Annotated in this window: 16 protein-coding genes; 9 read left to right on the top strand and 7 right to left on the bottom strand. The window is 59.0% G+C overall.

The genetic code is table 11. The features are described 5' to 3' along the window. Window position 1: 1 nt before the first annotated feature. The 5 genes from sufC to ldtE all read left to right on the top strand — a co-directional run bounded on the left by sufC (window position 2) and on the right by ldtE (window position 4,770). Window positions 2-748, top strand: coding sequence for a Fe-S cluster assembly ATPase SufC (gene sufC / locus G6041_RS06605; protein ID WP_004386232.1), 747 nt, complete (start codon window positions 2-4; stop codon window positions 746-748). Then, the gene (gene sufD, locus G6041_RS06600; protein ID WP_014729060.1) at window positions 723-1,997 is read left to right on the top strand and encodes a Fe-S cluster assembly protein SufD; all 1,275 of its coding nucleotides are present in this window, start codon (window positions 723-725) and stop codon (window positions 1,995-1,997) included. The genes sufC and sufD overlap by 26 nt, the downstream gene beginning before the upstream one ends. Beyond that, complete coding sequence (gene sufS / locus G6041_RS06595) at window positions 1,994-3,214, top strand: cysteine desulfurase SufS (protein WP_054628754.1); 1,221 nt, start codon at window positions 1,994-1,996, stop codon at window positions 3,212-3,214. Before sufD ends, sufS begins: the two co-directional genes overlap by 4 nt. Before the next feature lie 11 nt (window positions 3,215-3,225). Beyond that, window positions 3,226-3,642, top strand: coding sequence for a cysteine desulfuration protein SufE (sufE, locus tag G6041_RS06590; protein WP_007783745.1), 417 nt, complete (start codon window positions 3,226-3,228; stop codon window positions 3,640-3,642). A 93-nt stretch (window positions 3,643-3,735) separates the two neighbouring features. Further along, window positions 3,736-4,770: a L,D-transpeptidase LdtE gene (ldtE, locus tag G6041_RS06585; RefSeq protein ID WP_012124977.1), complete on the top strand. Its 1,035-nt coding sequence runs from the start codon at window positions 3,736-3,738 to the stop codon at window positions 4,768-4,770. A 151-nt stretch (window positions 4,771-4,921) separates the two neighbouring features. Here ldtE and lpp read toward each other — a convergent pair whose 3' ends face one another. From lpp to ynhH, 3 genes are all read right to left on the bottom strand, one after another. Continuing rightward, window positions 4,922-5,158 carry a murein lipoprotein Lpp gene (lpp, locus tag G6041_RS06580; RefSeq protein WP_002443218.1) on the bottom strand — a complete coding sequence of 79 codons (237 nt, stop codon included), beginning with the start codon at window positions 5,156-5,158 and terminating at the stop codon, window positions 4,922-4,924. A gap of 313 nt (window positions 5,159-5,471) precedes the next feature. Next, window positions 5,472-6,884 carry a pyruvate kinase PykF gene (gene pykF / locus G6041_RS06575; RefSeq protein ID WP_007696856.1) on the bottom strand — a complete coding sequence of 471 codons (1,413 nt, stop codon included), beginning with the start codon at window positions 6,882-6,884 and terminating at the stop codon, window positions 5,472-5,474. Window positions 6,885-6,898: 14 nt separating this feature from the next. After that, a complete protein-coding gene (gene ynhH / locus G6041_RS21665; protein WP_272891165.1) occupies window positions 6,899-7,084 on the bottom strand; it encodes a protein YnhH in 186 nt (61 codons plus the stop codon). 806 nt (window positions 7,085-7,890) lie between these two features. On the opposite strand from ynhH, the gene G6041_RS06570 reads away from it, so the two are divergent. Further along, window positions 7,891-9,153, top strand: coding sequence for an autotransporter strand-loop-strand O-heptosyltransferase (locus tag G6041_RS06570; RefSeq protein WP_012124975.1), 1,263 nt, complete (start codon window positions 7,891-7,893; stop codon window positions 9,151-9,153). 31 nt (window positions 9,154-9,184) lie between these two features. Further along, on the top strand, window positions 9,185-16,255 hold the full coding sequence (locus G6041_RS06565) for an AIDA repeat-containing protein (RefSeq protein ID WP_012124974.1): 7,071 nt from the start codon (window positions 9,185-9,187) through the stop codon (window positions 16,253-16,255). Window positions 16,256-16,837: 582 nt separating this feature from the next. Here the strand turns inward: G6041_RS06565 and G6041_RS06560 are convergent. The 4 genes from G6041_RS06560 to puuD all read right to left on the bottom strand — a co-directional run bounded on the left by G6041_RS06560 (window position 16,838) and on the right by puuD (window position 21,126). Continuing rightward, the gene (locus G6041_RS06560) at window positions 16,838-18,118 is read right to left on the bottom strand and encodes an NAD(P)/FAD-dependent oxidoreductase (protein WP_007902557.1); all 1,281 of its coding nucleotides are present in this window, start codon (window positions 18,116-18,118) and stop codon (window positions 16,838-16,840) included. Beyond that, a complete protein-coding gene (puuC, locus tag G6041_RS06555) occupies window positions 18,111-19,610 on the bottom strand; it encodes an aldehyde dehydrogenase PuuC (protein WP_012124973.1) in 1,500 nt (499 codons plus the stop codon). Before puuC ends, G6041_RS06560 begins: the two co-directional genes overlap by 8 nt. 166 nt (window positions 19,611-19,776) lie before the next feature. Further along, the gene (puuR, locus tag G6041_RS06550; protein WP_004386885.1) at window positions 19,777-20,334 is read right to left on the bottom strand and encodes an HTH-type transcriptional regulator PuuR; all 558 of its coding nucleotides are present in this window, start codon (window positions 20,332-20,334) and stop codon (window positions 19,777-19,779) included. Between the two features lie 24 nt (window positions 20,335-20,358). Next, complete coding sequence (gene puuD / locus G6041_RS06545) at window positions 20,359-21,126, bottom strand: gamma-glutamyl-gamma-aminobutyrate hydrolase (protein WP_007902563.1); 768 nt, start codon at window positions 21,124-21,126, stop codon at window positions 20,359-20,361. A 211-nt stretch (window positions 21,127-21,337) separates the two neighbouring features. Between puuD and G6041_RS06540 the strand changes: the two genes are divergently transcribed. Continuing rightward, on the top strand, window positions 21,338-22,756 hold the full coding sequence (locus G6041_RS06540; protein WP_012124971.1) for a glutamine synthetase family protein: 1,419 nt from the start codon (window positions 21,338-21,340) through the stop codon (window positions 22,754-22,756). A gap of 392 nt (window positions 22,757-23,148) precedes the next feature. Then, on the top strand, window positions 23,149-24,510 hold the full coding sequence (locus G6041_RS06535) for an APC family permease (RefSeq protein WP_012124969.1): 1,362 nt from the start codon (window positions 23,149-23,151) through the stop codon (window positions 24,508-24,510). The last annotated feature ends 177 nt before the right edge of the window (window positions 24,511-24,687 follow it).

Raw genomic sequence — 24,687 nt, 5'->3', positions numbered from 1 at the left:
CATGTTAAGCATCAAAGATTTACAGGTCAGTGTGGAAGAGAAGGCGATCCTGCGCGGTTTAAACCTTGAAATAAAACCGGGGGAAGTACACGCCATCATGGGGCCGAACGGCTCCGGCAAAAGTACGCTGTCCGCGACGCTTGCCGGGCGCGAAGATTATGAAATCACCGGCGGCGAAGTGCGTTTCAAAGGCAAAGATCTGCTGGAGCTGTCGCCGGAAGAGCGCGCAGGCGAAGGCATCTTTATGGCGTTTCAGTATCCGGTAGAAATTCCGGGCGTCAGCAACCAGTTCTTCCTGCAAACCGCGCTGAATGCGGTACGCGAATATCGCGGCCAGGAAGAGCTTGATCGTTTCGATTTCCAGGATCTGATGGAAGAGAAAATCAAGCTGCTGCAAATGCCGGAAGACTTGCTGACCCGTTCCGTTAACGTGGGTTTCTCCGGCGGTGAGAAAAAGCGTAACGACATTCTGCAAATGGCGGTGCTGGAGCCGGACCTGTGTATTCTCGATGAAACCGACTCGGGCCTGGATATCGACGCCCTGAAAATCGTCTCCGAAGGCGTGAACGCGCTGCGCGACGGTAAGCGTTCATTTATCATCGTCACCCACTATCAGCGCATTCTGGACTACATCAAGCCCGATTTCGTCCATGTGCTCTACCAGGGGCGCATCGTGAAGTCTGGCGACTTCTCTCTGGTCAAACAGCTGGAGGAGCAGGGCTATGGCTGGCTTACCGAACAGCAGTAACGCGCTGCAACAGTGGCATCGCCTGTTTGAAGCGCAGGGCGGGGAGCGCTCAGAAGAGGCGCGCGAGCATCTGCAACAGCTGCTGCGCCTCGGCCTTCCGACCCGTAAACATGAAGACTGGAAATACACGCCGCTCGACGGCCTGCTGAAGCACGATTTCGTGGTGCCGGTTGCCGAGGCGCTGAGCCGTGAGGCACTGAGCACGCTGGCGCTGCCCGTTGACGCGCTGCGTCTCGTGTTCATCGATGGTCACTTCGTGCCGGAACTGAGCGACGCGACGGACAACAGCGGCTTTGAGATAAGCGTGAACGACAGCCGCCGCGGGCTGACCACGCCGGTGCAGCCGGAGGCATTTTTACACCTGACCGAAAGCCTGGCGCAGAGCGTGACGCATATCCACGTGGCGCGTAACCAGAAGCCGTCAAAAGCGCTTCTCCTGATGCACATCAGCGCGGGCCGTGCGGGCGATGAAATCAACACCGTGCATTATCGTCATCATCTGGAGCTTGCCGAAGGCGCGCAGGCGACGGTTATCGAGCATTACGTCAGCCGTGACGAAAAACCGCACTTCACCGGCGCGCGCCTGACCATGCAGGTGGGCGCTAACGCGCAGCTTAATCACTACAAGCTCGCGTTTGAAAACCCGGTGAGCTGGCACTTCGCGCATAACGATTTAATCGTGTCGCAGGATGCCCATGCCGCCAGCAGCAGCTATCTGCTGGGCGCGGGCGTATTGCGCCACAACACCAGCACGCAGCTCAACGGCGAGAACATTACGCTTCGCGTGAACAGTCTGGCGCTGCCGGTGAATAACGAGGTGTGCGACACCCGCACCTGGCTTGAGCACAACAAAGGCTACTGCAACAGCCGCCAGCTGCATAAAACCATCGTGCGCGACAAAGGCCGCGCGGTATTTAACGGGCTGATTAAAGTGGCGCAGCACGCCATTAAAACCGACGGCCAGATGACCAACAACAACCTGCTGCTCGGCAGGCTGGCGGAAGTGGACACCAAACCGCAGTTGGAAATCTACGCCGATGACGTGAAATGCAGCCACGGCGCTACCGTGGGTCGCATCGACGACGAACAGATGTTCTATCTGCGCTCGCGCGGTATTAACGAACAGGCGGCGCAGCAGATGATCATTTACGCCTTTGCCGCGGAGCTGACCGAAAGCATCCACGACGAAGCGCTGAAACAGCAGGTGCTGGCGCGTATCGGCCAGCGCTTTGCAGGGGGAGAGGCATGAGTTTTTCTCTACAGCAGATCCGCAGCGACTTCCCGGTGCTGACGCGCGAGGTTAACGGCCAGCCGCTGGCCTATCTCGACAGCGCCGCCAGCGCGCAGAAGCCGACGGCGGTGATTGAGGCTGAGGCGGAGTTCTACCGCCACGGCTACGCGGCGGTGCATCGCGGTATCCATACCCTGAGTGCGGACGCGACCCAGCGTATGGAAGCTGTGCGCACTCGCGCCGCGCAGTTCATTAACGCGCGTCTGCCGGAAGAGATTGTGTTTGTGCGCGGCACCACCGAGGGGATAAACCTGGTGGCGAACAGCTGGGGCGACAGCCAGCTGCACGCGGGCGATAACCTGATCGTCACGGCGATGGAGCATCACGCCAATATCGTGCCCTGGCAGATGCTCTGCGCGCGTACCGGCGCTGAGCTTCGCGTGTTGCCGATTAACCAGGACGGCACGCTACAGCTCGATAAACTGCCGTCGCTGATGGACGAGCGCACCCGCCTGCTGGCGGTGACGCACGTCTCTAACGTGCTCGGCACCGAAAACCCGATCGCGGACATTATCGCGACGGCGCACCAGGCGGGCGTCAAAGTGCTGGTGGACGGCGCGCAGGCGGTGATGCACCACAAAGTAGACGTACAGGCGCTGGACTGCGATTTCTATCTCTTCTCTGGCCATAAGCTTTACGGGCCGACCGGGATCGGCATTCTCTACGCCAAAGAAGAGATTCTGCAGGCGATGCCGCCGTGGGAAGGGGGCGGGGCGATGATCGCGACCGTCAGCCTGACCGAAGGCACCACCTGGGCGGCAGCGCCGTGGCGGTTTGAAGCCGGAACGCCGAACACGGGCGGCATTATCGCCCTTGGCGCGGCGATGGATTATGTCGATGCCATTGGCCTTGAGAATATTCACGATTACGAGCGCACGCTGATGGCGTATGCGCTGCGCGAGTTGCAGGCGGTGCCGGACTTACAGATTTATGGCCCACAGGAGCGCCTTGGCGTTATCGCGTTTAATCTTGGCAAGCACCACGCCTATGACGTGGGCAGTTTTCTCGATAATTACGGTATTGCGGTACGCACCGGCCATCACTGCGCGATGCCGCTGATGGAGTTTTACGGCGTGCCTGCGATGTGTCGCGCGTCGCTCGCGATGTACAATACCGAAGATGAAGTGGACCGGCTGGTGGCCGGGCTTATCCGCATTCATCGTTTGTTAGGCTAAAAGGAGCGAGAATGGCTGGTTTGCCGGAAAAAGAAAAACTGCTGCGTAACTTCAACCGCTGCGCCAACTGGGAAGAAAAATATCTCTATATCATCGAGCTGGGGCAGCGCCTGGCACCGCTTGATGACGCCGAGCGCACGCCCGCGCACCGCATTCAGGGCTGCCAGAGCCAGGTCTGGATTGTGATGAACCCAGGCGAGAACGGCGTGATTGAGATGCGCGGCGACAGCGATGCCGCCATCGTCAAAGGGCTTATCGCCGTGGTGTTCGCGCTCTACCAGCAGATGACGGCGCAGGACATCGTAAACTTCGATGTGCGTCCGTGGTTTGAAGAGATGTCGCTTACCCAGCACCTCACCCCGTCCCGCTCTCAGGGCTTAGAGGCGATGATCCGCGCGATTCGCGCGAAAGCCGCCGACCTGAGCTAATCTTAAAGCACGGCTTTTCCTCGTCACGCGTGGCCTCTGCGGCCTCGCGGATGTTCTGCATTCCGGCCTCGCCGGTGAAAACAGGTCGTGCTTATGAAACCGATTTTTTCCTTCCCGCTGTTCGCGCTGCTGCTGATGGGCGCGACGCAGGCGTCGGCGGTGGATTACCTGCTCCCGCCGCCCGGCAGCCGCCTGATTGGCCAGAACCAGACCTGGCTTGTTCCTGCAAACAGTCAAAGCCTTGAGAAAATCGCCGAGCGATATCAGACCGGCGTGCTGTTACTGCTGGAAGCTAATAATACGGTTGACCCTTATCTGCCGATGCCCGGCAGCGAGCTGACGATCCCCTCGCAGATGCTGCTGCCCGACACGCCGCGCGAGGGGATAGTGGTTAATCTCGCTGAGCTGCGCCTTTACTACTATCCGCCAGGCGAGAACCGCGTGGAGGTCTATCCGATAGGCATCGGCCTGACGGGGCGCGAAACGCCGGTCATGACCACGCGCATCATCCAGAAAATCCCCAACCCGACCTGGACGCCAACCGCCGCCATGCGCGCGCGCTCACAGGCGCAGGGCATCACGCTGCCTGCTGTGATACCCGCCGGGCCAAATAACCCATTAGGGCGCTTTGCGCTGCGTTTACAGCAGGGTGGCGGCGAATATCTTATTCACGGCACCAATGCCCGCAGCAGTATCGGGCTGCGCGCAAGTTCAGGTTGTATCCGTATGCGCGCCGCCGATATCAAATCGCTGTTTACCCAGGTGGCGTGGGGCACGCGGGTGCAAATCATCAATGAACCGGTGAAATATTCAACGGAGCCGGACGGACGGCGCTACGTGGAAGTGCACCAGCCGCTCTCACGCAGCGATGCCGATAATCCGCAGACCATGCCCGTGGCGATTAACGCCGCTTTCGGACAGTTTATTGATGACGCAGGCACCGACGCGGTGGCGGTGGATAACGCGCTGACGCGCAGGGCGGGCTATCCCGTTCAGGTGGATGCACACAGCACGACGCCTGCGCCCGTGACGACGATACAGAGCGTGAAAGCGGCTGTGATGCCGTCAGGCGGTGAGACGCTCTCTGAGGCGGCAGAGCCCACAGCAGGGCGCGTAACGATTCATTGATCGTGTCTGGCTGCAACCCGGTGATGGGGAAGTTTATGGCATCGGATTTTGGTTATCAGCGCAGAGCGTAAAAACAGAAGAGGCGAGAGGGCAGGAGACAGGCAAAAAAAATGGCGCACAATGTGCGCCATTTTTCTTTCACACGGTACTATTACTTACGGTATTTAGTAGCCATGTTGTCCAGACGCTGGTTAGCGCGAGCTGCGTCGTCTTTAGCAGCCTGAACGTCGGAACGCATTGCGTTCACGTCGTTGCTCAGCTGGTCAACTTTAGCGTTCAGAGTCTGAACGTCAGAAGACAGCTGATCGATTTTAGCGTTGCTGGAGCAACCAGCCAGCAGAGTAGAACCCAGGATTACCGCGCCCAGTACCAGTTTAGTACGATTCATTATTAATACCCTCTAGATTGAGTTAATCTCCATGTAGCGTTACAAGTATTACACAAAGTTTTTTAGGTTGAGAATATTTTTTTGATGGGAATACGCTTAATTTTGATCGTTCGCTCAAAGAAGCATCGACCTTACGCGGATCATTAAAAAAATTGAGGGAAAACAGCTAACTTTCATCGGATTCATCTTAGAAAAAAACAATCTTAAATAGTGAAATCCGATTTGCTTTTTTATTCACAGCGTCTATTTAAGCCAAATTAAAAGGCGCCTCGCGGCGCCTTTTTTAATCATACATAAAAATAGGTGGATATTATTACAGGACGTGTACAGACGCGGTATTGGTCGTACCGCTCGGTACCAGTGCGCCAGAGACCATTACCACCACATCGCCTTTCTTCGCGAGACCACTTTCCAGTGCGGCATCTTTACCCAGACGATAGAAATCATCCGTAGAAGAGATCTCTTTCACCAGCTGCGGCACCACGCCTTTGCTCAGCACCAGCTGACGCGCGGTCAGTTCGTTGGTGGTCAGCGCGAGGATAGTCGCGTCCGGGAAGTATTTACGAACGGATTTCGCGGATTTACCGCCTTCGGTCGCCACCACGATCAGCGGCGCTTCCAGCTTCTCGGCCGTTTCTACCGCACCGCGGCAGACGGCTTCAGTGATACGCAGTTTACGGCTGTCGTTGTTAAACTCCAGACGGCTGGTCATCACGCGGTCGGTACGCTCGCAGATGGTCGCCATGATGGTTACCGCTTCCAGCGGGTATTTGCCTTTCGCGGATTCGCCGGACAGCATCACAGCATCGGTGCCGTCGAGAATGGCGTTCGCCACGTCGCCTGCTTCAGCGCGGGTCGGACGCGGGTTCTTAATCATGGAATCCAGCATCTGCGTTGCGGTGATAACGACTTTACGCGCGCGGATACATTTTTCGATCATCATCTTCTGCGCGAAGATCACTTCTTCTACCGGGATTTCCACGCCCAGGTCGCCACGCGCGACCATGATGCCGTCAGACGCTTCGAGGATATCGTCGAAGTTGTTCAGGCCTTCCTGGTTTTCGATTTTGGAGATGATCTGGATGTGCTCGCCGCCGTGCGCTTTCAGGTGCTGGCGAATTTCTTCGACGTCAGAGCGTTTACGAATAAAGGAGGCCGCCACAAAGTCGACGCCCTGCTCGCAGCCGAAAATCAGGTCTTTCTTGTCTTTTTCAGCCAGTGCCGGCAGCGCGATGGAAACGCCCGGCAGGTTAACGCCTTTGTTTTCACCCAGATCGCCGTTGTTCAGCACTTTACAGATGACTTTGTTGCCTTCGATGGCTGTGACTTCCATGCCGATCAGGCCGTCATCCACCAGCACGGTGTTGCCGACGGAAAGGTCTTTGGTGAAGCCTTCGTAGGTCACCGCAACGATTTCGCTGTTGCCGACAACGGATTTGTCGGTGGTAAAGGTAAAGGTCTGGCCCGCTTTCAGGGAGACATCGTTGCCGCCTTCCAGTTTGATGGTGCGGATTTCCGGGCCTTTCGTGTCCAGCAGAATGGCGGCTTGCTTGCCGGTTTTCGCGAGAACATTGCGCAGGTTTTTGATGCGCTGACCGTGTTCTTCGTAATCGCCGTGGGAGAAGTTAAGGCGCATCACGTTCATGCCCGCGTCGAGCATTTTGGTCAGCATTTCTTCGGATTCGGTTTTCGGGCCGATGGTGCAAACAATTTTCGTCTTTTTCATGACAGTCTTAATCTTTAGTTGAAGGATATGGAAATCATGCCCTGCGGCGTACTCTGCCGTTTGGGTAAACTTGTGTTGCGAAAGTTGTGATGCCACAGCCTAAGGATAGGTGACATCAAAAAAGCGTGCAGGAGAAAGTGTGCTTGTGGTTCAGCCAGGCGGCGAGTGAGTGATTGTTCGACGGTAAAGGCGATATCCAATGTGCTGAAACCATTCAAGTTAGAATGCCCGCATTATAGCTTCCACCAGGACAGAAAGGAATTAAAAACGCTGTTTCATAATGGAAAAGCTGCCACCGCTTCGTTTCTGTTACTTACCCGTTAAGGAAGGATGACAAAACGTTATAGGCGCGTCGTTATTGTACAACTGTCTTGTGAATGCGCTCGCAATTATAAAACAACACGCTCAAAATATATTCATCAACCCAAAACGTTTCGGAATATCTATTATCGTTTATGCATTAATCCTAAAAATCATTATTCACATAAGATTTCAGGTGTAGGTGTTTATTTTTTATTCATTAATTAATGGCTGTCAGTAACCAATCCCTACTAATATCTGTCTTAAGAAAAAGCCTATAGCTTCCGGTTGTCCTATTGAAATCCTTCAAAGAATATGTTTTTAGCGCCTGGCTTGTCGCCCGGTTAATATATTCTCCCTACCCGAAAATAGCCTGATCTGCGTATTGCAAGGTAAGGATAATCCTAAAAGAGTGTCTCTATAGCAGAGCTAAATGCTTGTAAAGTTTAGCTTTAGTGAAAAGTCACTCAGAGTGACATTTCTTCATCTATATGATTTAGAAGGACTTTTATATTTGGTAAAAATTTGCAATAAGTAACGATGTAGCTACACTAAAACCAGCTTTAAGATGGCTCAAGGAACGGGAAAGATGTCGGATAAATAACTGTCTCGGGCAACAGCGCGCCGAGAGTTGACGTGTGTCTGAAACACATTGGGTTAATTATTTAATAGCAGCATAACCCTGATACTGATAATTAAGGTAGGTATGGCGATGACGCTTTCTTCATCTGCCAGTAATGGCTACGCCTTTATTTTACCCCCGGAAATACCCACACAGCAGGGTCCGGAAGGCATTTTGTACGATTTCAATGACGGCGCCAGACTGCTGCTTCCCGCAGGTGACTGGCGCGTCGAAATAAGCGATGACGAAACGGGAAATATACTTTTTGCGAGTGATATCGCCGAAGGCTGGGTAATTAGTACCAAGAAATACTATGTCCCGTTTCGGTTACAGGTCTGGAAAAAAGGGCAGAGCGAACCGCTGCTCGACCACGCGCTCGATATGCGCGACAAAACGGTGCTGATCTCCTTTCCCACCGGCACGCTGGGCGATCTTGTGGGATGGGTGCCCTATGCCGAACGCTTTCGTCAGACTTACGGCTGCCAGGTGGAATGCACGATGGCGCAGCCGATTATCGATCTTTTCGCGCCCGTCTACCCACAGTTGCAGTTTTACGCACCGGAGAACTGGGCAAGCCAGCGGACGCACCGCGAGCCGCCTTACGCGACCTGGCGCGTCGGGCTGTTCTTCCAGGGCGATCTTGACAAGCAGCCGTTTGATTTTCGCGCGGTCGGGTTGCACCGCACGGCAGGCCATATTCTGGGCGTCGACCCGAGCGAAATCGTCCCGGACCTGCGCGTCCATTCCCCGCGCCAGATAGCCGAACCCTATGTCTGCATCGCCACGCAATCCACCAGCCAGGCCAAATTCTGGAATAACGGCACCGGCTGGCATGAGGTGATCGAATTTCTGAAAGCGCAGGGCTACCGCGTGCTGTGCATCGACAAAGAGCGTGTTGTCGGGCGCGGCTATGTCTGGAACAAAATCCCCCACGGTGCGGAAGATTTCACCGGCAACCTGCCGCTGCGCGACCGCGTGGCGCTGCTCGAACACGCAGAGTTTTTCATCGGCCTCGGCAGCGGTCTTTCCTGGCTTGCCTGGGGCTGTCGCATTCCGGTGGTGCTGATTAGCGGTTTCAGCCTGCCGGCCAGCGAGTTTTATACCCCCTGGCGGGTCATCAATACCCACGTCTGCAACGGCTGCTGGGATGACGTGCGGCTTAATTTTGACCATCAGGACTATTTCTGGTGTCCGCGCCACAAAGGCACGGACCGGCAGTACGAGTGCACGCGTTTTATCACGGGTAAACAGGTGATTGGCCACTTACGTCGGCTGATCTCCCTGAAAAGCAACCCATTCGACATCAAAACAACAGCATTGGCAGACCCAAATCAGCATGCCGCATAACGGCGTCTGAGCGGGTTTCGAGGGCATCAATATGAAGAGAAGTCTTAATTGCAGTTACCGGCTGGTGTGGAGTGAAGTCCAGCGCGCGTTTATTGTGGTCTCCGAGCTCACGCGAGCGAAGGGCAAACGCGCCAGCGGGGCGGTGTTGTTGACGGCAGCGGTAGGGAGTTCGCTTGCCAGCGGCGGCGCGTTCGCGTTCACGCCCGATGTCACCTCGTCGGTACAGGATGAGCTGGTGCAGAACGGCACCCAGCAGGTTCTGGTCGGCGGGACGACGACAAATCATATCATCGGCGCGCAGGGCAATCAGATTGTCGCAGGCGGGCTGACACAGAAAACCACGCTGAATGATGGCGGCGTTCAGATTGTTCGCCAGCAGGGCGTGGCGAACGGCACTGTCATCAATGACGGTTTGCAGTTCGTGGAAAAAGATGGCCAGGCGCAGAGAACGGTTGTTCTCGAGGGTGGCGTACAGCAGGTAGCCGGTTCAGCGGTGCATACCGTTGTCGGCAATGGCGGCGAGCAACACGTACAGGCGAGCGGCACGGCAACCACCACCATTATCAATAATGGCGGTACGCAGTCGGTTGACGGCACGTCCATCTCCGCCGTGGTCAACGACGGGGGCCATCAGCTGGTGGAGCGCGGCGGTTATGCCCGTAACACCACCGTTAATAATGGCGGCGTGCAGTATGTCAGCGCGGGCGGTTCCTCCTCTGATGGCGTGATCTTTGGCGGCGGCATTCAGCAGGTTTCTGGCACTGCATCCGGCACCAGCATCAACGACGGCGGTAGCCAGCAGGTGCAGGTTGGTGGTCAGTCTCGCGATGCGCAAATCAACAATCGCGGTACCCAGGCCGTTGACGGCACGGCGATTTCCGCCATCGTCAAAGACGGCGGTACTCAGATAGTCAACCGTGGCGGCCTTGCGAAAAACACCCAGGTCAATAGCGGCGGCCTGCAGCATGTGTCGCTCGGCGGCGCGTCTGCCGATGCGCATCTTTTCGGCGGCACGCAACAGCTCGCCGGTACGGCGTCAAACACCCAGATCGATGCCGGTGCACAGCAGCATATCGAAGCGACCGGGCTTTCCGTGAGCGCGACGGTCAACAGCGGCGGTCTGCAGAATGTCGACGGCACGGCCAACTACGCCACTATCAAAGACGGCGGTGTGCAACTGGTGCAGACCGGCGGTCATGCCAACAGCACCGTGGTGCGCGACGGCGGCATTCAGGACGTGGCCCTCGGCGGTTCGGCGTCTGACTCCATTCTTCTCGGCGGCACGCAGCAGCTCGCGGGCAACGCGGGCGGCACCATCATTGGCGACGGCGGCGTACAGCATGTGAAAACCGGCGGTTCGGCGTCCGGCTCGCTGATTAACGCAGGCGGCCTGCAGCGCGTCGACGGGACCGCGAAAGACACGACCATCAATGACAAAGGCATCCAGCTGGTCAACAGCGGCGGCCTTGCGGACAACACCGCGGTTCACAGCGGCGGTCTGCAATACATCGCCCAGGGCGGTGCGGCCTCTGAAGGCACCGTTTTTGGCGGCGGTATTCAGCAGGTTTCCGGCATGGCGTCCGGCACCAGCGTGAACGACGGCGGTTCCCAGCAGGTGCAGGTGACCGGTAAAGCGATCGGCACCCAGATCAACAATCGCGGTACCCAGGCCGTTGACGGCACGGCAATCTCGGCCGTGGTGAAAGAGGGCGGTACTCAGCTCGTCAACAAGGGCGGTCTCGCGAAAGATACCCAGGTCAACAGCGGCGGCCTGCAGCATGTGTCGCTCGGCGGCGCGTCTGCCGATGCGCATCTCTTTGGCGGTACGCAGCAGCTCGCGGGCACCGCGTCTAACACGCAGATTGACGCTGGCGGCGAACAGCATATCGAAGCGACAGGCCTTTCTGTCAGCGCGACGGTCAACAGCGGCGGCCTGCAAAACGTGGACGGCACCGCGAATTTCGCCACCGTGAACGACGGCGGCACCCAACTGATTCAGACCGGCGGCCACGCCAACAGCACCGTGGTGCGCAGCGGCGGCGTGCAGGATGTGAAACTCGGCGGCGCGGCCTCGGGCTCCATTTTGCTTGGCGGCACGCAACAACTGGCGGGTACGGCGGGCGACACCATCATCGGCGACGGCGGCGTGCAGCATGTGCAGGTGGGCGCGAATGCCTCCGGCACGCTCATTAACGCAGGCGGTCTGCAGCGCGTCGACGGTACTGCAAAAACCACCACCATCAATGACAAAGGCATTCAGCTCGTTAACCGCGGTGGCAAAGCGGACAGCACGGCGATCAACAGCGGCGGCCTGCAGTATGTGGCAGAAGGCGGCTCCGCCTCTGACAGCGTCGTCTTCGGCGGCGGCATCCAGCAGGTTTCCGGCAACGCATCCGGCACCAGCGTGAACGACGGCGGCTCGCAGCAGGTGCAGGTGACAGGCCAGGCGACCGGCACGCAAATCAACAATCGCGGTACTCAGGCCGTTGACGGCACGGCGATTTCCGCCATCGTCAAAGACGGCGGCACCCAGATTGTTAACAGCGGCGGCCTGGCGAAAAACACCCAGGTCAACAGCGGCGGTCTGCAACACGTCTCCGTGGGCGGCGCCTCTGCCGACGCGCATCTGTTTGGCGGCGTGCAGCAGCTTGCGGGCACCGCGTCCAACACGCAGATCGACTCTGGCGCGGAGCAGCATATCGAAGCGACCGGTAAATCGGTTAGCGCGACCGTTAACAGCGGCGGTCTGCAGAATGTCGATGGTACCGCCAACTACGCGACCATCAACGACGGCGGCGTACAGCTGGTGCAGAACGGCGGCCACGCCAACAGCACCGTGGTGCGCAGCGGCGGCGTTCAGGATGTGAAACTGGGCGGCGCGGCGTCAGATTCCGTGCTGCTCGGCGGCATTCAGTCGGTCTCCGGTACGGCGGGTCGTACCGTTATCGGTCAGGGCGCTATTCAGCATGTGAAAACCGGCGGTCTGGCTTTCGCATCGCTGGTGAACGCGGGCGGTCTGCAACGCGTTGACGGCACGGCCACCTCGGCGGTCGTGAATAAAGACGGCATCCAGCTCGTCAACAGCGGCGGTCTGGCGCGTGCCACCACGGTTAACAGCGGCGGTCTGGAGCATATTAACTTCGGCGGCGCGTCGTCCGATGGCGTTATCTTTGGCGGCGGCGCTCAGGTGGTTGCGGGCATGGCGTCCGGCACCAGCATCAGCGACGGCGGTGTTCAGCTCGTCACCAAAACCGGGATGGCGAACGATACTCACGTGAACCGCGGCGGCGTACAGAGCGTCGACGGTACCGTGACGTCCGCGGTCGTGAAAGATGGCGGTACGCAGATTATCAACAACGGCGGCCTGGCGCGCGGATCTATCGTCACCAGCGGCGGCCTGCAACACATCAACAAAGGCGGCGCGTCGTCTACTGCGAAAATCTTCGCAGGCGGCACCCAGGTGGTGGCGGGTACAGCGTCCGGCACCAGCATTGGCGACCGTGGCACGCAGCTCGTGCAGGAAACCGGGAAAGCGGTGGACGCGCAAATCAACCAGGGCGGCACCCAGGCGGTTGACGGCACGGCTATCTCTGCGGTCATCAACGACGGCGGCCTGCAAATCGTGAATGTGGGCGGTCTGGCGGCGGGCTCTATCGTTCACAGCGGCGGCGTCCAGCACGTGAAACTGGGCGGCGCGGCGTCTGACGGCACCGTCTTTGGCGGCGGCACGCAGCTGGTTGAAGGCACCGCGTCCGGCACCAGCATCAGCGACGGCGGCGTGCAGCTCATCATGGCGAGCGGTCACGCGAAAGGCACGCTGGTCAACAGCGGCGGCGTCCAGCGCGTCGATGGTCAGTCGTTCGACGCGGTGATTAACAACGGCGGGCAGCAGATTGTCGACCCGTACGGCTGGTCGCGCAGCACCGTGATTAACGCCGGCGGCACCCAGATTTTGGCTAACTCGGCGGTCGCTATCTCTACCGTGATGAACGGCGGCGAGCAGCACGTCAACAACGGCGCGCAGGCGCTGGCGACCCGACTGCTGGGCGGCACCCAGAATATCGGCAGCGGCGGTAAAGCCTTCGACACCCGCGTCGAGAAAGGCGGCGTTCAGAACGTTAATTCCGGCGGTTACACCTACGGCGGCACCATCGCCACGGGCGGCAGAGAAAACGTCTTTACCGGCGGCACCACCGATTTCACTGTCGTGGAAGGCACGCAGATTGTGGACGGCCACTCCATCGTGACCATTCTGCAAAACAACGGCTACCAGCGCGTAAACAAAGACGCCCTGGCAGACGTGACGATGGTCTTCGACAACGGCGTGATGGATGTTTACGGGACGTCTATCGGCTCCGAACTGTATGAGAATGGCGAACAGCGCGTGTATGCAGGCGCGAACGTCACCTCAACCTGGCTGAACGACGATGCGAAACAGACCGTCTACAACGGCGCGGTGGTTACCGAAACCAATAACCGCGGCGGCGAGCAAAACCTGCTGAGCGGCGGTCGCGCCGTGAACACCAGTATGGATACCGGCGCTGTCCAGAACATCGGCGCGGGCGCTACGGCTGAGAATACCGTGCTGATTAACGGCTCCGTACAGAACGTGCGCGGTACCGCTGATGGCGCTGAACTCGCGGCTGACGCGGTACAGAACGTCTACCGCGGCGGTGTGGCGAAAAACACCAGCCTGTATGGCCGCACTGCGCAGAATATCTACAACGGCGGCCAGGCTTTCAATACCAATATTGAATACGGCGGCGTTCAGAACGTGCTGACCGGCGGTACGGCGACCAGCACCACCATCAATCTGGGCGGTACGCAGAACGTCAACAGCGGCGGTACGGTGATTTCGACCATCATCAAGGCGGGCGGGATCCAGAACGTCAATGAAGGCGGTATTGTCATCGACAACACCGTGGTGGGCGATCAGGTCGTCAATAACGGCGGTACGGTGGCGTCTTCCACCGTCAGCGAAAACGGCAGCCAGAGCGTGACGCTGGGCGGTACGGCTATCGCGACCACCGTGACCAAAGGCGGCGTACAGTACATCCGTAAAGGCGGTGTCGCCGACCAGACCATCATTCACCAGGGCGGTATGCTGGCGGTGGCGGATGCGGCCGAAGCGACCAACATCGATCTTAACAGCGGCGCGGGCATTATCGCCGGCACCGACACAACGGTTAACGGCACCAACGCGCTGGGTCAGTTCTCTATCGCCAATAAACTGGCGAACAGCGTACTGCTGGAAGGCGGCGGCGTGCTGACTGTTGCAGCAGACGGTATCGCCAACAACACCGTGGTGCAGGATGGCGGTAAACTCAACGTGGCGGATGGCGGTATCCTGACCGGCACCACCGCGCTGAAAGATGGCTCGGCCATCGCGGGCAACGTCACCAATACCGGCAAGCTGAGCGTGACCACCGATAAGAGCGACAACACCATTGCCGCAAATATCAACGGCACCGGCAGCCTGTACAAAGACGGCGACGGCAAACTGACCGTCAGCGGTATTCTGAAGCAGACCGGCGGCACCTGGCTGCAGAGCGGTACGCTGGTCTTCAGCGGCCTCGAAGCGGTGACGGACGTTATCGCGCAGCTCGGCACCTCGCTGCAACTGACCAACGGCACCTCGCTCACCGGTATGATTGACCCGACCGATCTGACCGTTGACGCTGGCTCCACCTGGCTGATGACCGGCAACTCGTTGCTGGACAACCTGACGCTCGGCGGCTCCATCGATTACCAGGCACCGACGGGCGCGTTCGTTCCGAAAACCCTGACGGTTACTAATCTGACAGGTAACGGCGGTACGATCACCCTGAACACCCTGTTTCAGGGCGGTACGGCGACCACCGACAGCCTGATCCTTGACGGCGGCACCGCGACCGGCAACACCCGCATCGCTATCCGTAATCAGGGTGGCCTCGGTGCACGCACCACCGGCGACGGCATCCAGGTTGTGAATGCCATCAACGGTGCGACCACCACCGACGATGCGTTCAGCCTTGCCAACAACCTGCAGGCGGGGGCGTATAACTACAGCCTGCGTCAGGGCGCTGGCAACGAAAGCTGGTATCTGACGACCGCGTCCGGTAGCGGCGATGAAAACGGCCCGCAGAACTACCGTTCAGCCATGTATCTCTACACCTCGCTGTATGCGCAGGCGATGGACTACGACAGCGCGCTGCTTGGCTCGCTCGACAGCCGTCGCTACGCGGCACGCAGCCCGTCTGAAGATGGCAGCAACCTGTGGGCGCGCTTCCAGGCAGGCCAGCTGAGCCACGATCATGGCGGTGCGGATCTGCGTAACGGCAACACGCCGGAAAGCAAAGGCGGCTACACCTTCCTGCAGATCGGTAGCGATCTGTGGAGAGGCCAGGCATCCTCGATGGAATGGGGTGTCGGCATCTACGGTGCGGCAGGTCTGTCGGCTATCGACGTTCAGCGCAGCGAGAAATCGAAAGCGGGTACGGTGCGTGACGACGCGTACAGCGCCGGTCTGTATGTCAATGGCGTGCATGAGAGCGGCTGGTGGGTTGATGTGGTGGCGCAGGGTACGCGTCATAACTTCGATACCAACCCGCGCGACGGCGACGGCATGAAAACGCACGGCTGGGGCTATGTGGGCTCCTTCGAAACCGGTCTGCCGTTTGATATCGGCAGCGGCCTGGTGCTCGAACCGCAGGTGCAATACCAGTACCGCGGCGTGAACCTGAAAGATGGTAACGACGATGCTGCTGATGTGCAGTTCGGCGACGGTCACAGCCAGCAGGTGCGTGCCGGTCTGCGCTTTGGCAACAACGCGACGCTGAAAGAGAGCGGCAACCCGCCGCCGGTAAGCTGGTGGGTGCGTCCGTCCTTTATCCAGACGTTTGACTCCAAAGGTGACGTTAACGTGAGCGCGCCGGGTGTGGCAGGCAGCGAGGTCTCCTTCAATCCGGATCAGGACGGCACCGCCGCCGCGCTGGATGTGGGTATCGACGGCCAGATCCGCGACAACGTGACGCTCGGCGTTCGCGCCGGTTACACCAAAACCATCGACGACGCCGGTACCGGCGGCTACGGTGGCCAGGTGACGCTGAAAGTCAGCTTCTGATAACACGCAATGAGAACAGCCGCCCCACACGGGGCGGCTTTTTTTTGCGTGTAATAAAGGAAGAGGAATGGATGTGATGGCGGCATCAGCGTCACGTGGTTCGTAGGGTGGGTAAGCGAAGCGCACCCACCGTTTTTTTAACCCGCCACAAAACAAACGGTAAGGTGATGGTTTTATTCCGGCTCAAAAAAAATCGGCCCATCAGGGCCGATTTTCCGCCGGGAGCCGGGATTGCAAAGGGGGCGGCGGCGAGCCCCCTTTGCACGTTCGCGTGAAACGAGCATCCATATAAAGGGAACATTATGGCGAACGGAACGTGTTCACCGTCCTTGTATATATCACCCGGCCCAGGCGTTCTCCATAATGCTGGATGGCGGGTGCGCGTTGCTTACCCGCCCTACGATATTGGGCCGCACGTTAGATGTAAGGTGGGTAAGCGAAGCGCACCCACCGTGTTTGCGGCGAAACGGCGAAGCCGATTTTTTTAAGCCGGAGCAAAACCACCAACATCGGCGCCGCGTGGTTTGTAGGGTGGGTAAGCGAAGCGCACCCACCGTTTCAATTACGCACCCACCGTACCAGTCACACGCCCAGCCGGTCCCGCAGGCTGTAATATGCGGCACCCATCGCGGTAAACGGGATCTGAAACGAGCGCCCGCCGGGGAACGGATAATGCGGCAGCGTCGCGAACGCGTCGAAACGCTCGGCGTCGCCGAGCAGCGCCTCGGAGATAAGCTTGCCGGCAAGGTGCGTACAGGTCACCCCGTGGCCGCTGTCGCCCTGCATATAATAAATGTTGTTCTCAAGCCGCCCGAACTGCGGCATCCGCGAGAGCGTCAGCAGGAAATTCCCCGTCCAGCGATAATCGATCTTCACGCCTTTCAGCTGCGGGAACGTCTTCAAAAGCTTCGGCATAATCAGCCGGTCGATGTCATCCGGGTCGCGCGCGCCGTAGACCACGCCGCCGCCGTAGAGCAGGCGGTTATCCGCCGTCAGCCGGTAATAATCGAGCAGATAGTTGCAGTCCTCGACGCAATAATTGTTCGGCAGCAGCGACGCCGCCACGTCCGGGGTCAGCGGCTCGGTCGTGACCACCTGCGTGCCGCACGGCATACTGCGTCGCGCGAGCGCAGGCTCAAGACGCGTGCCGAGATAGGCGTTGCCCGCCACAATCACGTAGCGCGCCGTCACCTGGCCCTGCGCGGTTTTGACCACGGCAGGCTGGCCGTGCGTAATGCTCACCGCCGCCGACTGCTCGAAAATCTTACCGCCGAGCGAGCGAATCGCCTCCGCCTCGCCGAGCGCCAGGTTTAACGGATGAATATGGCCGCCATTGTGGTCGAGCAGCGCGCCGGTATAACGCTGGCTCGCGATTTCGCTGCGCACCGCGTCGGCGTCCAGCAGCTCAAGACCGTTATTGCCGTAGCGCTCCCAACTGGCCTTTTGCTCCATCAGCCCGAGATACTGCTTGCGGTTCAGCGCCACAAACATCCCGCCGGGGCGGTAGTCGCACTGAATGTCATAACGCGTAATGCGCTCGCGGATTATCTCGCCGCCTTCAAACATCATGCTGCCGAGCATCCGCGCCGTTTCTGCGCCGTAGCGCGCCTCGATAACGTCAATATCGCGGCTATACGAGTTCACCACCTGGCCGCCGTTGCGCCCGCTCGCGCCAAACCCAATCCGCGCGGCCTCCAGCAGCACCACGTCATAGCCTTGCTCCACCAGATGCAGCGCCGACGAAAGCCCGGTATAGCCGCCGCCGACAATACAGACATCGCACTGGAGTGATTCTGTAAGCGTCGGGAAGGGCGCGTGCGGGTTGGCGCTTGCGGCGTAGTAGCTGTTTACATGTTCAGTCATGATTGTGCTCCAGGCTCATCCAGATGGTTTTCAGTTCGGTGAATTTTTCCAGCGCGTGCAGCGATTTATCGCGCCCGTTGCCGCTCTGCTTATAGCCACCGAACGGTACGGTCATATCGCCGTCGTTATAGTTATTGATAAAGACGGAGCCCGCCTTCAGGCGTCGGGCCATGCGATGGGCGCGGGAGAGCGAGCGGGTCCAGACGGCGGCACCGAGCCCGTAGTCGCTGTCGTTGGCGAGCCGCAGCGCTTCCTCTTCGCCGGTAAAGGTCGTGACCGCCAGCACCGGGCCGAAAATCTCCTCGCGGGCGACGCGCATCTGGTTATCCACGTCGGTAAAAATCGTCGGGCCAATGCAGGCCGGGTGCGTCTGCGCGCGGCCATCGAGCCACAGCGTCGCGCCCTGCGCCTGGCCAAGCTCAATATAGCGGCGCACGCTGGCGGCGTGATCGTCATCGATCAGCGTGCCCATGGTGGTCTGCGGGTCGAGCGGATCGCCTGGCGTAAAGCTCTGCGCATGTGCTTTCACGCGCGCCAGAAACGCGTCTTTAATGGAGGCTTCCACCAGCAGGCGCGTACCGGCGATGCAGACCTGGCCCTGGTTATAGAAAATCCCGGCGGCGGCCGACGCCGCGGCCTGGTCGAGATCCGGGCAATCGGCGAAAACGATATTAGCGCTCTTGCCGCCCGCTTCGAGCCAGACGCGCTTCATGTTCGATTCGCCCGCGTCTTTAAGAAGCTGTTTGCCGGTGCGGGTGGAGCCGGTAAAGGTCATCACGTCCACATCCGGGTGCAGCGAGAGCGCCTGGCCCGCCTCGTGGCCGAAGCCCGGTATTACGTTCAGCACGCCGTCCGGCAGACCCGCTTCACGCGCAAGCCCCGCAAGGCGCAGCGCCGAGAGCGGTGATTTTTCAGAGGGTTTGAGCACCACGCTGTTACCGGCGGCAAGCGCCGGGCCAAGCTTCCAGCAGGCGAGCAGCAGCGGGAAATTCCACGGCACGACCGCCGCCACCACGCCGACCGGCTCTCGCACGATCATCGCAAGCGACGCGTTATCGGTGGGTGCCACCTCGCCATAGAGTTTATCAACCGCTTCGGCGTACCAGCGCAGCGCGCGGGCCGCGCCTGGAATATCATCACGCAGGCTATGGCGAATCGGTTTACCGGTGTCGAGCGACTCCAGCAGCGCCAGCTCCTCGTGATGCTGCTCCATTAGCGCGGCCAGGCGCATGAGCACCGCTTTGCGCGCAGCGGGAGCCGCCTGCGACCAGTCGCCGCGCTCGAACACCGCACGGGCGCTCGCCACCGCGGCGTCCACGTCGCGCTTCGCCCCGCGCGCCACTTCGGCAAGTGGCTCGCCGGTGGCCGGGTTGAGTACGCTAAAAGTGTCGCCGCTGGCAGCCGCCCGGTAGTCGCCCTGATAAAATAGCCGGCCTTCGATAGTCAGCCGCGCCGCCTTATTCTGCCAGTAGGTTAAATCGTGAAATTCCATAGCCTCTCCTGTGATTACAAAGGGTTAGCGCGTGTAAGGCGGCGGTTCCGCCTGAATTTTTGACGCAGAAGCCCGCAGGCGAAAAAAGCCCGTTTAGCTCAGGTCAGATGCGGCCCGTGTCAGGCGCGCCCGGCGTCTTCTTCCAACCGAACGCGCTGAACGGTTATCAGAAGGTGGTGGGCGTGTGCGCGCTGATGATGCGACAGATCCCGGCCGAGGTATTGCTGAAGCTGTGAGGTATGCCGGTATTGATGGCATAGCTCTGGCCTGCAGTCAGGTGGAACGTCTGGCCGTTGACGGTCAGCACGATTTCCCCTTCCAGCAGGGTGCCAATCTCTTCACCCTGGTGTTTGATCCTCTCCCCGGTCGTGGTGCCGGGCTGGTACGTTTCAAACAGCATCGCCAGCGTGCGATGCGGATTCCCGTTATGAATCAGCTTCATCGAGACGCCCTGGCTGCCTATCTCAATCAAATCTTCCTGATTAATGACGACCTGCGGTTCGTCCGGTTTTTCTGGTTCGGCAAAAAATTCCGACAGCGAGAGCCCGTACACCTTCAGCAGCTTTTGCAGCGTGCTGATGGCCGGACTCACTTTGTCCTGTTCAATGGTGCTGATAGCGCTGTGCGTAAGCCCGGAAAGTTCAGCGACGCGGCGCTGCGACAAACCCAGTTGCTGGCGGATCTGCGCTAAACGCTTCCCCGGCGCCAGGGTGACATCGCTCATAGAGTCTCTTCCTTCATAGTAACGTCAGGCGGGTCGGGGCTTTTCGGCCCGAAACCCCCGACAGGCGGTAATAAAACCTTCAAACAACAGCCGCGAGAGTGCGTACTCGCTGCTGTTCCATTCCGGGTGCCACTGCACCCCCAGTGCAAACGGGTGATCGATAACGCTTGCGGCTTCCACAAGGCCATCCGGCGAGCGCGCTTCCACACGCAGCCGCGCGCCCAGCGTGCGGGCGCCCTGGCCATGCAGCGAATTTACCCAAAACGTGTTGCAGCCCGGTATCAGTTTGCCAAGAAGCCCTCCCGGCACTACCTGCACCTCGTGAGAGGGCGCGTACTGCTGGTCCAGCGGCAGTTCAGGATCTTCGCGGTGTTCCAGCAGTTCCGGCTCGTCAAACAGCCGACGATACAGCGTCCCCCCGGTGGCGACAACCAGTTCCTGAAGCCCGCGACAGATGGCGAAAAGGGGGATGCGCCTTTCCAGCGCGCGCTCAATCAGCGCGATGCTCAGAGTGTCCCGCCCGGGATCGGCGGCAGGCTCATCGCCGTTTTCACCATACAGGTGCGGCTGAACGTTGCTGGGGCTGCCCGGCAGCATAATGCCGTCAAGTTCAGCGAGTAGCTGATCGAGAAGAACAGACTCAGCGACGATATGAGGCAGGGGCACCGGCAAGCCGCCAGCGTTCAGCACGGCGTTAATGTACTTCTCTTGTAACGTCTGGCTTGGGTGCCCCTTGATACTGTTTCTGCACATCACGACGCCTATCATCGGCCTGTTAAATATAATGCCCATACTGTCCTCTCGCGCTGGTCTAAATTCTGCACAAACGCTACGTTTGCACCGCCTTCTGTTCAATATTTTCTCAATCTAGCAGCGATGTAACCAAAATTCAAACGAGATTTAACATTTGAAAAACATTTCTGTTGCATCTAGATTCTAAAAGTGGAAATTATATCGAACGGTCTGATTGCGGGACCGGCATCTGCAACAACGGCGGTGAATCATGGAAACCAATATCGTGGAAGTAGAAAATTTTGTGCATCACAGTGAAGAGAGGCGAACCAGTGCGTTTGCCCGCGAAGTGAATGCCTATCTTGAGCGTTACCCGTTGACCGAGTATGTCGACGTAATGCTGACGGATCTCAACGGCTGTTTTCGCGGCAAACGCATCCCTGTGGCGGGTCTTTTAAAAGTCGAGAAAGGCTGTTATTTCCCGGCTTCGGTTTTTGCGATGGATATTCTGGGCAATGTGGTGGAAGAGGCGGGGTTAGGGCAGGATCTCGGCGAGCCGGACCGCCGCTGCGTGCCGGTACTGGGAAGCCTGGTGCCGTCGGCCACTGACCCGGAGTATCTCGGGCAGCTCCTGCTCACCATGCAGGATGAAGATGGTACTCCCTTTGACGTTGAGCCGCGCAACGTGCTGAACCGGCTCTGGCAGCAGCTGCGCCAGCGCGGTCTGCACCCCGTGGTAGCGGTAGAGCTGGAGTTCTATCTCATTGACCGCCAGCGTGACGCCGAAGGCTATCTCCAGCCGCCGTGCGCGCCCGGCACTCAGGATCGCAACACGCAAAGCCAGGTCTATTCAGTCGATAATCTTGATCGCTTCGCTGATGTGTTAAGCGATATCGACGAGCTGGCGCGTATGCAGCAGATCCCTGCCGACGGCGCGGTGGCGGAAGCCTCGCCGGGCCAGTTTGAAATTAACCTGCATCACACCGATAACGTCTTACAGGCGTGCGATCACGCGCTGGCGCTCAAGCGCCTCGTGCGGCTGGTGGCCGAAAAACACGGCATGCAGGCCACCTTTATGGCTAAACCCTATGAAGAGCACGCCGGTAGCGGAATGCACATTCATATCAGCATCGTTGATGATAATGGGCAGAATGTGCTGGCGCTCCCCGACGGTGACGATTCCGCGCTGCTTAAGCAGGCGCTCGCCGGGATGATCGACATGATGCCCGCCTCAATGGCGCTGCTTGCGCCAAACGTTAACTCTTACCGCCGTTTCCAGCCGGGAATGTATGTCCCGACTCAGGCCTCGTGGGGCCACAACAACCGCACCGTCGCGCTGCGCATTCCCTGCGGCGATCGCGACAGCCACCGCGTGGAATATCGCGTGGCGGGCGCGGATGCGAACCCTTATCTCGTGATGTCTGCGGTACTTGCAGGTATAGTGCACGGCCTGGAAAACGACTTACCGCTGCCAGAGGCGGTGGAGGGCAACGGTCTGGAGCAGGAAGGAGCGCCGTTTCCTATCCGCCAGAGCGACGCCCTGTATGAATTCCAGGTTCATCCGGCGATGCGCGAGCGGCTGGGCGCGCGTTTTTGCGAGGTGTTTCACGCCTGCAAGAACGACGAGCTTATCCAGTTTGAGCGGCTCATCACCGAAACGGAAATTGAGTGGATGCTGAAAAACGCCTGACGGCTGGCCTGAAACTTTCACCCGCTTTATGGCAGGCGGGCGTTATCCAGGCTACAGGTTGTTAATACCCAAAGCGGATTCAGTACGCACCATGCCGCGCCACAGAAGGCCGCGGCAAAAGCTCGCCGGGCCTGTCGCGCCGGCTTTTCCGGTGCCGCGTGAAGGAATAGCGCGCGACAGCGGTTTACAGACGACGTTCAGGATACGTTACGAGGATATTGAGATGGTGCCACTTTATGTCTGTCCGCTGCGCGCGGGCACCCGCCTGAGCCGCAGTAACTACGGGCCCGCGCCCGGAGCTTTGCTTCATCCGCGTTTTCAGCGCGCGTCACGACGACTCCCTCCGGCCTCTGTTTCGCGACGAATCACAGAGACGAAAGGGGGGACGCGCGATGGCGATTAACTACGATCTCAACGTTGCCGCGGCGCGTCCGCAGCTGCGCAAATCGCTCAAACTCTGGCAGGTGGTGATGATGGGCCTGGCCTATCTGACCCCGATGACCGTGTTCGACACCTTCGGCATTGTATCCGGTATCAGCAACGGCCACGTGCCAGCCTCTTATTTGCTGGCGCTGGCGGGCGTGCTGTTTACCGCCATCAGTTACGGCAAACTGGTCAAGCGCTTTCCGACGGCAGGCTCCGCCTATACCTACGCCCAGCAGGCGATTAACCCGCACGTCGGGTTTCTGGTGGGCTGGTCGTCGCTGCTCGATTATCTGTTCCTGCCGATGATCAACGTGCTGCTGGCGAAGCTCTATCTCTCCGCGATGTTCCCTGACGTGCCGCAGTGGATCTGGGTGGTGCTTTACGTGGGCATCATGACGCTCGCGAACCTGAAAAGCGTCAATCTGGTGGCGAATTTCAACACGCTGTTTGTGACGGTGCAGGTGGCGATCATCGTGGTGTTTATTTTCCTGGTGATCCACGGTCTGCATAAAGGCGAGGGGACGGGCACCATCTGGTCGGTACAGCCGTTTGTCAGTGAAAACGCGCAGCTGTTGCCGATTATCACCGGGGCGACCATCGTCTGTTTTTCGTTTCTCGGTTTCGACGCCGTGACGACGCTTTCGGAAGAAACGCCCGACGCGGGCAAAACCATTCCGCGCGCGATTTTCCTGACGGCGCTCTACGGCGGCGTGATTTTCATCGCGGCCTCGTTTTTTATTCAGCTCTTTTTCCCGACGATGGGACGCTTTAAAGAGCCGGACGCGGCGCTGCCGGAAATCGCGCTTTACGTGGGCGGCAAGCTGTTCCAGTCGGTTTTCCTGTGCTGTACGTTTGTGAACACGCTGGCGTCTGGTCTTGCGTCGCACGCCAGCGTGTCGCGCCTGCTGTATGTGATGGGCCGCGATAACGTCTTCCCGGAAAAGGTCTTCGGTTATGTGCATCCGAAATGGCGCACTCCTGCGCTGAACGTGATTCTGGTTGGCATCGTGGCGCTGAGCGCGCTTTCCTTCGACCTGGTGACCGCGACGGCGTTGATTAACTTCGGCGCGCTGGTGGCGTTTACGTTTGTGAACCTCTCGGTGGTGAATCACTTTTTCCTGCGGGAAGGGCGCAATAAAGGCTGGAAGGACCGGATTAATTATCTGATCCTTCCGCTGGTGGGCGCGCTGACGGTTGCGGTGCTGTGGCTGAATCTGGAGAAGAGTTCGCTGACGATGGGGCTTATCTGGGCCGCGCTGGGGCTAATGTATCTGACGTGGCTGACGCGCCGTTTCCGCCGCCCGCCGCCGATGTTTAAGGGTGAATGATTCGTGTAGGGCGGGTAAGCACAGCGCACCCGCCAGCAAACGAAAGCCGCCGTTAGCGTAGGGCGGGTAAGCAACGCGCACCCGCCATCAGGCGGGGATTCAGATGATATATACCAGTGAACACGTTCCGTTCGCCCTGAGGTCACCCTCGTATGAAGGCTTTCCTCACGCGAACGT

The sequence above is a fragment of the Cronobacter sp. HA18003 genome (assembly GCF_011605905.1).
In the GTDB taxonomy this organism is placed as follows: Bacteria; Pseudomonadota; Gammaproteobacteria; order Enterobacterales; family Enterobacteriaceae; genus Cronobacter; species Cronobacter sakazakii.
Note: the sequence above shows the minus strand (reverse complement) of the source record. Positions and strands in the feature narration are given on the sequence as shown.

Coding starts and splice junctions, on each gene's coding strand:
- sufC (WP_004386232.1), top strand. CDS start 2: ATGTTAAGCATCAAAGATTTACAGGTCAGTGTGGAAGAGAAGGCGATC.
- sufD (WP_014729060.1), top strand. CDS start 723: ATGGCTGGCTTACCGAACAGCAGTAACGCGCTGCAACAGTGGCATCGC.
- sufS (WP_054628754.1), top strand. CDS start 1,994: ATGAGTTTTTCTCTACAGCAGATCCGCAGCGACTTCCCGGTGCTGACG.
- sufE (WP_007783745.1), top strand. CDS start 3,226: ATGGCTGGTTTGCCGGAAAAAGAAAAACTGCTGCGTAACTTCAACCGC.
- ldtE (WP_012124977.1), top strand. CDS start 3,736: ATGAAACCGATTTTTTCCTTCCCGCTGTTCGCGCTGCTGCTGATGGGC.
- lpp (WP_002443218.1), bottom strand. CDS start 5,158: ATGAATCGTACTAAACTGGTACTGGGCGCGGTAATCCTGGGTTCTACT.
- pykF (WP_007696856.1), bottom strand. CDS start 6,884: ATGAAAAAGACGAAAATTGTTTGCACCATCGGCCCGAAAACCGAATCC.
- G6041_RS06570 (WP_012124975.1), top strand. CDS start 7,891: ATGGCGATGACGCTTTCTTCATCTGCCAGTAATGGCTACGCCTTTATT.
- G6041_RS06565 (WP_012124974.1), top strand. CDS start 9,185: ATGAAGAGAAGTCTTAATTGCAGTTACCGGCTGGTGTGGAGTGAAGTC.
- G6041_RS06560 (WP_007902557.1), bottom strand. CDS start 18,118: ATGACTGAACATGTAAACAGCTACTACGCCGCAAGCGCCAACCCGCAC.
- puuC (WP_012124973.1), bottom strand. CDS start 19,610: ATGGAATTTCACGATTTAACCTACTGGCAGAATAAGGCGGCGCGGCTG.
- puuR (WP_004386885.1), bottom strand. CDS start 20,334: ATGAGCGATGTCACCCTGGCGCCGGGGAAGCGTTTAGCGCAGATCCGC.
- puuD (WP_007902563.1), bottom strand. CDS start 21,126: ATGGGCATTATATTTAACAGGCCGATGATAGGCGTCGTGATGTGCAGA.
- G6041_RS06540 (WP_012124971.1), top strand. CDS start 21,338: ATGGAAACCAATATCGTGGAAGTAGAAAATTTTGTGCATCACAGTGAA.
- G6041_RS06535 (WP_012124969.1), top strand. CDS start 23,149: ATGGCGATTAACTACGATCTCAACGTTGCCGCGGCGCGTCCGCAGCTG.